Source organism: Sulfurimonas sp., assembly GCF_016744025.1.
Taxonomy (GTDB): domain Bacteria; phylum Campylobacterota; class Campylobacteria; order Campylobacterales; family Sulfurimonadaceae; genus Sulfurimonas.
In genome coordinates, this window is record NZ_JADGFC010000084.1 from 1 (window position 1) to 11538 (window position 11538).

Genomic DNA, 11538 nt, shown 5'->3' on the forward strand with positions numbered 1-11538 from the left:
TGTTTTTGGTCGAATAAGATTAGCAGATTATCGATTAATCCTATCTTTCAACTTACTTTCAAAAAATTGCACTTGATTTTAGAATTGGCGTAATAATATTTTAGATATGCAACAGAATATGCTTGTTATGATTGCCTCTAGAGGTTATTGTACAGATATTTTTGATCGCCTATGCATATTGGCTCAAAGCTTATTACCAAACTCAGTTGCTTCAATTATGATGGTAGATAAATCTACAAAACTTTTGAGTGTAACATCAGCTCCATCAGTCTCACAAGCAGGTCATGACGCTTTAGCAAACCTAAAACCTGGACCTTTTGGAGGCTCGTGTGGAAATGCTGTTTTTCATAATGAACCTCAGTATGTAAGTGACACTTTCAGTGACTCTAGATGGAAAGATATTCGTCATATTGCTGTTGATTTTAATCTTTGTTCATGCTGGTCTATGCCTATTCGTGATGAAGATAATAATCCCATAGGCTCTTTTGCCTTATCTTCATTTGAACATCGCTCACCTGCTCCATTTCATAAAAAACTTCTTCATACTGTTGCATCTATTGTAAGTATCATACTTAAAAATAGAAGAATTGAGAAACGTATTAAACTGTTTGCTACTGCTGCTCAAAATGCCGCTGAGAGCATGATTATTACAAATGAGCACAACAAAATTATAGAAGTAAATCAAGCATTTGAAAAGATTTATGGATATACAGAAAAAGAAGTTCTTGGGCATAATCCAAATATTTTATCTTCTAAAAAACATAATGAAGAATTTTACACTCAAATGTGGCAAAGTATACATAATGAATCTAAATGGACTGGAGAGATTATCAATAAACTCTCCGACGGTACAGAGATTACACAATGGGTGAGTGTAAGTGCTATATATGATGAACATGATAAAGAGTATAATTATCTAGCAGTATTTAGTGACTTAACAGAGCTTAAAAAAAGTCAAAAACAAGTAGAAGACATGGCTTTTAAAGATTCACTTACAGGGCTTTATAATAAAACTAAACTTACACAGTTTTTAAAATCAGATAAAGAAAAAACACTTTTACTTTTAAATGTAAATAATTTTAGCTATATCAATACAGCATACGGTTTTGATGTTGGGGATAAACTTCTTGTAAGCATTGCAAATTTGCTTAAAAACAATTTTAATACTAATCACACATGTAGAATAAACTCAGATGAGTTTGCTCTTCTTTATTATGAAGATATAGATATAAAACAAAAAACTTCTGATATCCAGGACTTCTTCTATAACAAAGAAATTTCAATAGATAATATTTCACTAAATGTCTCTTTTACTTATGGTGGAGCTTATGCAAAAAACAACTTGTTAAGAAATACTGCCTTGGCTCTCAAACAAGCTAAGGAAAGAGGTAGAAATACTACCTATATTTTCAATCAAGATGCAGATAGTATAGATCACTCACAAAGAGAAACCTTTATAGCCTCAAACAATATTTTACATTATGCTCTTAATGAAGATAAGGTAATACCCTACTTTCAAGGTATTCGAAACAATAAAACAAAGAAGATTGTAAAATATGAGGTTCTTGCAAGAATAGAAAATAATGGAAAAATAGTATCGCCAAATGTATTTTTAGAACCAGCTCGTTTATCTGGTTTACTACCTGAAATAACTAAGGCAATAATTGATAAAAGTTTTGAGGTTATGGCATCTAATGATTATATATTTTCTATAAATATTACAGAAGATGATTTAAGTAAAAACTATTTACTTGAGTATCTAAATGATAAAAGCTTAGAGTTTGGTATACAAAACAGTCGTGTAATTTTAGAGATTCTTGAAGGTGTTAGTGCTACTGGTAAAAAGAACCACATAAAGCAACTAAACAAACTAAAAAATAGAGGGTTTTTAATAGCTATAGATGATTTTGGCTCTGAGTATTCTAACTTTGAGAGAGTACTTGACTTGGACATTGATTTTTTAAAAATAGATGCTAAATACATCAAAGATATTTATAAAAACTCAAAGAGTTATGAAATCACAAAAGCTATAGTGTTTTTTGCTAAAAATGCAAATATTCCCTGTATAGCCGAGTTTGTACATAACCAAGAAGTTCAAGATATTATAGAAGAGTTAGGGATTGAGTATTCGCAAGGGTACCACTTTAGTGAACCCTCAGCAAATCTTATAGAGTAAACTATTTAAGTTGACCCCAGTTGTCTCCAATATTCATACTTGCTTCTAGAGGAATATTTAACTCATATATACCTTGCATAATCTCTCTAAACTTTTGACCAAGTGATTCTGCCTCGTTAGCGTCTACTTCAAAAATAAGTTCATCATGGATTTGTAGAAGCATTTTTGCATTTAGATTTTCATCTTTTATAACTTGTGCAATCTTATTCATAGAAAGTTTTATAAGGTCAGATGCACTACCTTGAAAAACGCTGTTTACAGACTCTCTATCATAAGCTGCTCTAAACATTGGAGATGCTGTCTCATAGTCAAAGTATCTACGTCTTTTAAGAAGTGTCTCAACATAACCATTCTCTTTTGAACTCTCTACTATAGAGCGGAAGTAAGTTTTAACAGTTGGAAATGACTCGAAATATTTCTCTATAATCTCTTTAGCTTCTTTTGTTGTTATGCCTAAAGTCTCAGATAGTTTTTTCTGTCCCATTCCATAAAGAAGTCCAAAGTTTACAGTTTTAGCAACAGATCTTTTAGAAGGAGCTTCTTCTTCACCAAATAAGGCAATAGCAGTTTGCAAGTGAATATCTTTGTTTGATTTAAAGGCATCTACTAAAACAGCATCCTCAGAAAAATGAGCTAGAAGTCTAAGCTCTATCTGTGAATAATCTATTGCAATTAACTTTTTACCCTCAGGTGCCACAAAAGCTTCTCTAATTTTTAGACCTAGAGCACTTCTTGCAGGTATATTTTGAAGATTTGGGTTTTTAGAACTTAGTCTTCCTGTTGCTGTTCCTGTCTGAACGAAAGAGGTATGTATTTTTCCAGCTTTATCTTCACGACTAAGCTTTAAAAGTGGCTCTATATAAGTAGAGTAAAGCTTATAAACTTCACGATACTCCAATAACGATGAGATAATCTCATGCTTACCCTTTAATGAGTTAAGAACCTTCTCATCAGTTGAGTATCCAGTCTTTGTTTTTTTGCCAACAGGAAGACCAAGGTGTTCAAAAAGTATAACTCCAAGCTGTTTCGTAGAGTTAATATTAAACTCACTCCCAGCAAGCTTATAAATATTTTTAGTTAAGTTTGTAAGTGTCTCTTTTACTTCAACTAAAAACTCTTCTAAAAATCTAGAATCTAGTTTAATACCCTCTTTTTCCATCCCTAAAAGAGTACTTATAAAAGGAACTTCAACATTTTGAGATTCTTCTATCAGATGAGTTGCATCTTGAAGTTTTAGTTTTTCATTAAAAAGATTAAATAACTTGAGAGTTATATATGCATCTTCTGCTGCATACTTCGCTGCATCTTCGAGCTCTACACTGGCAAATGTTTCACCTTTTTTTACAGTCTCTTTAAAAGCAACCATTGTATGATCAAGTAATTTGTCTGAAAGTTTATCAAGACTTAAAGCACTCTCTGGATTTATCAACCAAGCTAAAATCATAGAATCAGCATATACTTTAAGAGTATCATCCTTTAAAAATCTACTAACAAAATGAAGATCAAACTTGATGTTATGACCGACAACCTTAGAGTTAAATATCTTTTTAATCGCAATAGCTGCATCTTCTTTAGAAATCTGATCTGGTTGACTTAAACAAACATGAGCAAAAGGAACATAATAAGCTTCTTCATCGTTAAAAGAAAAGCTAAAGCCTACTAGATTGTCTTTGTCATAATCTAAACCCGTTGTCTCTGTATCAAAAGCCACTACAGTTTGTGGAGTTAAAGTATCTAAAATTACATCAAGCTCTTTAGCATCTGTAATCAGTCTGCTTTTAAAGTCTAAGTTTTTAGTCTCTTTAACGTCTTCAACTCTAACAATTGCCTCATCTTGCGCTTCTTGAGAAACCATATTTTTAGCATGAAGAACTCTAAGAACTGCATTTTGTTCATACTGTACAAGTTCATCATAAATATTTAAAAATGGATTTTCAATATCCATTTTATACTCTTCAAAATCAAACTCTGTTAAAACATCCTGCTTAAGCGTTACAAGCTGCTTTGACATGTATGCTTGGTCTTTGGACTCTATTAACTTCTTTTGCATTCCAGGAGGCTTAATTTCATCTATATTAGTATATATATTATCAAGTGTCTCATACTCAACTAATAGTTTCTCAGCTCCAACTTTTCCTATACCTTTAACACCAGGAACATTATCAGCACTATCTCCAAGAATAGACTGGTAATCTATAAACTGCTTTGGAGTAACTCCGTACTTATCAAAACAAGCTTCTTCGTCCATACTTTTACGTTTTATAGCATCTACAACAACTACTTTACCATCATCTATGAGCTGGTAAAGGTCTTTATCGTGAGATACAACTCTAACCTTGTAACCTTTATCTTTTGCAAGCTTTACAACTGTAGCTATCATATCATCAGCTTCAAAACCAACTTGACCTAAGGTCTTGTAACCCATCTTATCAATCCACTCAATAGCCACTGGAAGTTGCATAGTTAACTCTTCTGGCGGGGCTGAACGATTTGCTTTATAATTGGGGTCTATTTCATTTCTAAAGGTATTACCCTTAGTATCTATTGCAAAGATTATATAATCACTATCATGCTGTTTTTGTAGAGTTGATATAAAGTTAGTGAAACCTGTTAAAAGCCCTGTTGGAAAACCATCTTTGTTTTTTAAATGTTGTGGGAGTGCATAAAAACTACGAAAGAAAAATCCAAATGTATCTATTACTGTAACTGTTTTACTCATTCTAATCCTCTGGAGTCTGTGAAAGACTATGTGTTAATTCTTCTATTACGTTTTGTAAAATACTTATTTTATATCCTGCATCTTCAGCCAACTTCAGTCCAAAGTTAATTGATCTCTCAGATAATGGCTGGTTTACAGGGATAATAGTTTTTACAATATTAAGAGCTCTAGAGTATTCTTTTAGCTCATCCGATGTTTCTTCTGGATTATCTGCAAATTTAATCATTTGTATAAATTCTTTCTCAAATCCCCAATGCTCAAAAACTTCTGCTGTTATCTCAGAAGCTGTTACTCCCATATATACTTTTTCAACTATTGCTAAGTTATTTGAATTTTGTATTTCTGATTTGAAACTAATCGTTTCATCATCTTCTATGATTGCACTTGCAATAAGTATCTTTCCAGTCTCTTGCAAAAATGCACAAAGAAATAACTTATCAGCTTTTTCTTTATCAATTTGTTTATACCATTTTTGAATAAAAGCAGCCTGCATACTAGAGATATTTGCAAACTTATCAGAGCTAATTCCATATGGTTGCATATCTACATTTAAAAGTTTTCTTACTGCATTTCCTAGAGCAATAGTACGAGTCATTCCCATACCAAATAGGCTTACTGCCTGTGCAACATTTCTTATCTCTCTACCAAAGCTGTAAAGTGGTGAATTTGCGACTTTTAAAAGATTTGCTACAATCATAGGATCGTGTTCTATTACCTTTGCCAAATCTTGTATAGAAGCTTCTTCATTTGAATAAACTTTATTAATATCTAAAATTGTTTTTGAAAGAGGAGGAAGAGACTTAATACTATCAACTATAGAGTTTTTCATATTTAGCCTTTTTTTTTAAGTAATTATATCACTTTTTTATGAAATTCAACACGGTTTTTACCAAGATGTTTGGCTTCATACATAGCACTATCAGCATATTTTAAAAGCTCATCAAAACCCTTACCATCTTCAGGTAAAATAGCCACACCGATACTTACACCAACTTTGTGAAAAATACCTTTGAACTTTATAGGTTCATTTATATCCTTAAAAATTCTTTGAATCATTTCATCCAAATAACTTAAACTATCTGTTTTATTTTCTTTTACTCCACGAACTAAAATAATAAATTCATCCCCACCAATTCTTGCTGCAACATCAAAGTTTCTGATTGACTTTGTGATTCTACTTGATATTACTCTTAAAACTTCATCTCCATGATCGTGTCCATATGTATCGTTTATCTGTTTAAAATCATCCAGATCTAGAAAAAGAAGTGCTGATTCAATGTTGTTTCTTTTAGTATAGTTTATCTCTTGAGTAATTCTCTCACTTATATTTTCTCGATTAGCCAAACCGGTTAAAGTATCATAAAAAGCCAAGTGTTCTATCTCTTGTTGTTTTTGTTTTAAGAGAGTCACATCTCTGTCAACTCCTCTATAACCTTGCAATTTACCTGACTCATCATAAAAAGGAGAACCATTACTAATAAAATGCACCTCATATCCATCTTTATGTATTCTAGTATTTTCCAAATTAGTAATTTTTATCTCTTGTGAGATAATTTTACTCAATCTTTTTGCTTCTTCTTCACTCATAAAATCAAATGGTTTTTTTGCTAACATCTCTTTACGAGTGTAACCCAAAATATCTTCTATTTTATGACTAGTATATTTATATGAACCATTAGAATCTACTTCCCAAATAAAGTCATTGCTACTCTCAACAATTTGCTGATACCTATGCTCACTATATTCAACTTTTTTTCTATGTTTTTCTTGAGTCTTTTTTAAAAAAATATATATAAAAATAATTAACATAACTAGTGCTGATGAAGCCATAATTGAAGTAGTATAAATGGCTTTAATATGAATGCTGTATGGTTGTTTTATTACAAGTCCCCAGTTAGTATTTTCAATTGGGTGATAAGATGAAAAGACTTTTTGGCCATCGTAGTCATAACCAACACCTACTCCTTCTTTTCCCTCAAGAACTTTTTTCATAGAAAGAGAAGAGTTTGCATTTTCAAATTTTATTGAAGTTGGTTTTTGGTCTGAATATGCAATAAATTCTATTTTGCCATCAGATATTTTTCCTACTAAATATTCAAGTTCTAAACCCATAAAGTTTAATGATTGAAAGGTTTCATGCACTTGATTAATGGTCTCAGTTGAAGAAGAATCTTTAGAGTAATTTTGTTCTGAGATGGCTATATGAGAGATAAGACTAGCAAGTGTGATAGATTTTTCAAAAAGAAAAGCTCTTTTTTCTTGGGACAATCTCTCAACAAGATACATGCTAAAAACCATAACAATAAAAAGGATTGGAAGAATGATAGTAAATAGTATTTTTAAAAAGTTTTTATGAAATTTAGAATACATAAGACACCTCTTACATTAATACTACTATTTTTTACATACAATAAAACTTAAGTATGACAATCAATCAAAGACTTTTGTGGAGTTATAATATAGTCATATCCATTATAAATAGTATATGCTCCATAGAGGATTACAGCTATAGATGCAAGACTCATCATCATATTTCTAAAACTTGTAGCAGAGCTAAGAGATGCTAAAAAGCCAAGTCCAAACATAGCTGGGATAGTACTAATACCAAATATTGCCATCACTAAAGCTCCATAAAGAGGATCAGCTGTACTAGCCGCAGTAATAGCGAAAAAATAGATAAAACCACAAGGAAGTAAACCGTTTAACATTCCAAGAACAAAGAAGCTAAGATTTGATTTTGAGTTTAAAACTTTTTTAAAACTGTTTTTATATAGTTGTGATGAAGAAAATGAGTGTTCGATAAGAGTTAAAAACTTTATCTTTCCCATAAGTGAAAGTCCAGCTAAAACCATAGCAATACCTGCAAATATAAGCAGAGCACCATTAGCATTGTTAGAGAAGGTAACAACTCCGCCCAAAGCACCGAACATTGCACCAAGGATAGAGTATGTAAAGACTCTACCAAATGAGTAAAGAAGGTGAGCTACACTTTGTGATACTTTAGAGCTGCTTGGTTGGATTTTGATAGTAGAGTATGCTAGAACTATTCCACCACACATACCTATACAGTGACCAAACGAACCTAAAAAAGCGATGCTCATAATTGTTAATATATTTACAGTTTCCACTAGTGTCCTAAAAGTTGTTTTCTAATATGAGGATTGTTAAGGGTTTCTCCTCTTAACATTCGTAGTCGCATTGTATCAAAATCTACATGCGTAGGAACTTGTTTCTCATATGCACCAAATCCATAACCCATTGGCGTCTTATCAACAAGAGAGTAAAAAGCAGTTCTAGCATCTATCCATTTTTTAGTATCTTTACTCATAACCCAGATAACAGCTTCATTTTTAAACTCTTTATCTTCAAGCCATTTTACAAATCCACCATGATCGTGAAAGAACCAGGTCTTACCACTTGGAGAAACTACCTGTGAGATATAGTCCATATTATCTATAAGCATTCCACAGTCACTATCTTGATATTTGTTGATAACCATCTTTAATGCAACTCTATTTATGTTACCTTCTTTGATAACAATCATCTGTTTTTGAGATGCAACTGAGAGGAAAATAGTCACTATAAGTACTACTAAACCAAGAACAACTAAAAAAGATGTAAATTTTTTAATCATATATATAAAACTCCTAATATTTTTTGAAAAATAGATAAAATGTTTACTTTTAGTATACAAAAAAATTGTTACGATAGTGTTATGAAATGAAGAACACTATCTTCTTTTTTTGCCCTTACCTAAATCATCATAAAGCAAAAATTTTTCTAACTCTATTTTTGTCTCATCATCAAGTGAGTCCCAAATATTCTTTTTAATTTTATATCTTGGAGGACTCTCTATTTTACTCTTTCTTATGTCTCGTATGAGGTAATGGTAACGTACAATATTTTTTGTATAGTCACTTAAAAAAGGCCATTTTTTTATGATTTGATAACTTACTTCTTCATGATCGGTAAAGCTATATTCACGATATACTATGTCATCCTCATCTTTTTTAAAAGCACAAAATGGTTTACCAATATCATGTAAAAATGCGGCAGGTACAAGTTTAAAATCTTTAGCTTTTAGAGTGTAGTAAGTTACTCGAAGAGTATGAAGTAAAACACCATGTTGGTGCCATTCATTTTGAGTAAAAAATAGCGACTTCAAGAATGGTATTGAAAGAATAGAATTTTTAATATATTTACTCATTTTGTAGTCCTTTAATTTTTTATTTCTTATTATCTATTTATATTATGCCAAAGGATGGCAAACGTCAACTGTTTCTTTTAAATCTTGCTTTTGTATATGTGTATATATTTGTGTTGTAAGAAGTGAAGCATGTCCCAAGAGTTCTTGCACAACTCTAAGGTCAGCTCCACCTGTAATAAGAGAAGTAGCATAAGAGTGACGAAGAACATGTGGCGATACACCAAGATACTTTTGTGTTATTTTGTAAGCTGATATTCGACTAAGAGAATTACCTTTATAATTACACCAAATATATTCATGATCTTTTGGTTTTTCTACTAAATAAGCGTTTATTGCCTCTAATGCAACTCTTGCTATAGGGACAACTCGTTCTTTTTCTCCCTTTGCATGTCTAACATGAAGCCAGCCATCTTCCATATCTTCTCGTCTTAATGCCAAACACTCACTTATCCGCGTCCCAGATGCAAATAAAAACATGATAAGAGCATAATCACGAAGACCAAGCCATGAACTTCTGTCTATTAATGAAAGGGAGTTTTGTATCTCTTTGTAAGATAAAAATCTAGGAAGTAATTTTGGAATTTTTGCAAATTTATATTTTGTTTTTTCTTCACTAAAATTACTCTTATGACAAAAGTCAAAAAAAGCATTGATTGCAGATAGTTTTCTATTTAGTGTTCTTTTATTTTCATATCTTGATAAACATTGAAGAACACTATTAGAGTCGAGATTTATAAGAGGAGTTTGTAACTCATTTTCTATAGATAAAAGGTCACCCTTGTAAGCTTCTACACTTTTTTTACTAAGTGCTCTTGTTACACTTATGTATTCTATAAAAGCTTCTAGCTCATTGCTCAAGAGAGATATATTCATCATCTATGTAGAACATCTTGTCAGCTACAAAGATATAACCATCTTCTATGTCTACTTCATATACGTTATATTCTAGAAGATCTTTTGTTATCTCTATTAAATAACCTTCTTTTTCTAGTACATATATTTTATCATCATGGATTATAAGACCCAAGAAATGAGCAAATGGAAACTTAACTTTCGCATTTACTTGTAAATCTGGAGTCAAAGAAATCACTTCACCCTGCTTTGTAGTTATAAAGATATTTTTACCTGAGTAAGCCATATTTCTAACTTCATAGTTTACTCTAATCTCTTTAGTAGCCATTGACAGAATCTTGCTACCTGTTGCTGCAATTAGTTTGTTATCAATTACATTAAAGTATATAATATTATTAAAGTTGTCTTCTGAAGATACAATAGTAGTTCTTAACTTCTTTTTGAGTTTTGAATTTACAATTACAATTTTTCCATCAAGAGTCAGAAAAAGAACTAAGTCATTCATGAAATATGGATTTACAATTCTAGAGTCAACAACTACAGGAGTTGTCCCTTGAACCTTAACTAGAAGGCTTTTCTCTGAGATAGAATAAAGTGCCATTTCATTGTCTGAAAAGAGCACAGCTAAAATATCATCTTTAATACTTGCACCGGCAATAGTCTTTTTAAGATTGAACTTTTTCTTCATAGAAGCATCATCTATAAAGTCTATAATAAGCTCTCCATCAATTGTAGAACTTAAAACCCATCCATCACTGCTACCAAGAAGTCTATATGACTCTTGGATAGTTGTATCAATAAGTCTATCTTTTAAAAGCACTTTTCTGCTCTCAAGCATAGCAACGTCTGAAGAAACATCTACTATTTTTTCAGTTGAATCTCCATAAAATTCCCAATCTGCTTTAACAAGCTTTGGCTCATAAACCTCTTTAGAACTACACCCTGCAAAAAGCAGAGTTAATATAACCGCAAAAAGTAGACATGATTTTCTCAAAATATTATTTTACTCCGTAGTGAAGCAATGCAGCAGCTATTTTACTAAGAGAAGATTGTGCAGATATTTTTGCTAGTTCTTCATGAGCTTTTTCGATTTGTGAATTATTCATCAAGATAATAGCACTTTGAACTAATGCCAGGTCTCTATACACTGCGTCTTGCTCAGATGCATAAGAGTCTAAAGACTCAGCGTCTTTTGCATCCTGAGCCATCTCATATTTTGCCAAATCACCAATCATAACTGCTGAAGAGTTTCTTAACTCTTTAATAGTTGCCATATCTTTTTTTGCAACTGCATTAGAGTAAATCCATACATCGTAAAGTTCTGGAGAAATATCTTTTATTGTTAAAAGTACTTCAGAATTTGTTGAATCTTTACTTAGAATTAAAAGTGCATCATTTGCTTGTGTAATCTGGTTTTGTTTATTTATATCATAAGCTATATTAGCACCAACAACTATAACTAAAGCAACAACAGCACCTATCATTAAATTTTTATATTTTTTTACAAACTTTTCTGTAATAACAGCTTTTTCAAAAAACTTTTCTTCAGAATTCAACTCTTCTTTTACCATCTCTATATCATTT

10 protein-coding genes are annotated in these 11538 nt (G+C 31.5%); 1 reads left to right on the forward strand and 9 read right to left on the reverse strand.

What is annotated here, in order from left to right; translation table 11 throughout:
* Positions 1 to 118 precede the first annotated feature (118 nt).
* Complete coding sequence (locus tag QZZ48_RS11050) at positions 119 to 2176, forward strand: EAL domain-containing protein (protein WP_294965661.1); 2058 nt, start codon at positions 119 to 121, stop codon at positions 2174 to 2176.
* 1 nt (position 2177) lies between these two features.
* Here the strand turns inward: QZZ48_RS11050 and polA are convergent, their stop codons facing one another.
* From polA to QZZ48_RS11095, 9 genes are all read right to left on the reverse strand, one after another.
* The gene (polA, locus tag QZZ48_RS11055; protein WP_294965664.1) at positions 2178 to 4895 is read right to left on the reverse strand and encodes a DNA polymerase I; all 2718 of its coding nucleotides are present in this window, start codon (positions 4893 to 4895) and stop codon (positions 2178 to 2180) included.
* Position 4896: 1 nt separating this feature from the next.
* Positions 4897 to 5724: an HDOD domain-containing protein gene (locus tag QZZ48_RS11060; RefSeq protein ID WP_294965665.1), complete on the reverse strand. Its 828-nt coding sequence runs from the start codon at positions 5722 to 5724 to the stop codon at positions 4897 to 4899.
* 23 nt (positions 5725 to 5747) lie between these two features.
* Positions 5748 to 7265, reverse strand: coding sequence for a diguanylate cyclase (locus QZZ48_RS11065; protein ID WP_294965667.1), 1518 nt, complete (start codon positions 7263 to 7265; stop codon positions 5748 to 5750).
* A 47-nt stretch (positions 7266 to 7312) separates the two neighbouring features.
* Positions 7313 to 8023 (reverse strand): sulfite exporter TauE/SafE family protein, encoded by a 711-nt coding sequence (locus tag QZZ48_RS11070; protein WP_294965671.1) that lies wholly within the window; start codon positions 8021 to 8023, stop codon positions 7313 to 7315.
* Positions 8023 to 8529, reverse strand: a complete 507-nt coding sequence (locus QZZ48_RS11075; protein WP_294965674.1) for a hypothetical protein — start codon at positions 8527 to 8529, stop codon at positions 8023 to 8025. The genes QZZ48_RS11070 and QZZ48_RS11075 overlap by 1 nt, the downstream gene beginning before the upstream one ends.
* A gap of 96 nt (positions 8530 to 8625) precedes the next feature.
* Positions 8626 to 9102, reverse strand: coding sequence for an HD domain-containing protein (locus QZZ48_RS11080; RefSeq protein ID WP_294965675.1), 477 nt, complete (start codon positions 9100 to 9102; stop codon positions 8626 to 8628).
* A gap of 42 nt (positions 9103 to 9144) precedes the next feature.
* Positions 9145 to 9978, reverse strand: coding sequence for a tyrosine-type recombinase/integrase (locus QZZ48_RS11085; RefSeq protein ID WP_294965678.1), 834 nt, complete (start codon positions 9976 to 9978; stop codon positions 9145 to 9147).
* Positions 9950 to 10948, reverse strand: a complete 999-nt coding sequence (locus QZZ48_RS11090; protein WP_294965681.1) for a hypothetical protein — start codon at positions 10946 to 10948, stop codon at positions 9950 to 9952. The genes QZZ48_RS11085 and QZZ48_RS11090 overlap by 29 nt, the downstream gene beginning before the upstream one ends.
* Before the next feature lie 4 nt (positions 10949 to 10952).
* Positions 10953 to 11538: hypothetical protein (locus QZZ48_RS11095; protein ID WP_294965684.1), on the reverse strand; the 586-nt coding region annotated here is incomplete at its 5' end.

Excerpts from the sequence above, each read along its gene's own strand:
- QZZ48_RS11075 (WP_294965674.1), bottom strand. The coding sequence starts at position 8,529 with ATGATTAAAAAATTTACATCTTTTTTAGTTGTTCTTGGTTTAGTAGTA.
- QZZ48_RS11065 (WP_294965667.1), bottom strand. The coding sequence starts at position 7,265 with ATGTATTCTAAATTTCATAAAAACTTTTTAAAAATACTATTTACTATC.
- QZZ48_RS11060 (WP_294965665.1), bottom strand. The coding sequence starts at position 5,724 with ATGAAAAACTCTATAGTTGATAGTATTAAGTCTCTTCCTCCTCTTTCA.
- QZZ48_RS11085 (WP_294965678.1), bottom strand. The coding sequence starts at position 9,978 with ATGATGAATATATCTCTCTTGAGCAATGAGCTAGAAGCTTTTATAGAA.
- polA (WP_294965664.1), bottom strand. The coding sequence starts at position 4,895 with ATGAGTAAAACAGTTACAGTAATAGATACATTTGGATTTTTCTTTCGT.
- QZZ48_RS11050 (WP_294965661.1), top strand. The coding sequence starts at position 119 with ATGCTTGTTATGATTGCCTCTAGAGGTTATTGTACAGATATTTTTGAT.
- QZZ48_RS11080 (WP_294965675.1), bottom strand. The coding sequence starts at position 9,102 with ATGAGTAAATATATTAAAAATTCTATTCTTTCAATACCATTCTTGAAG.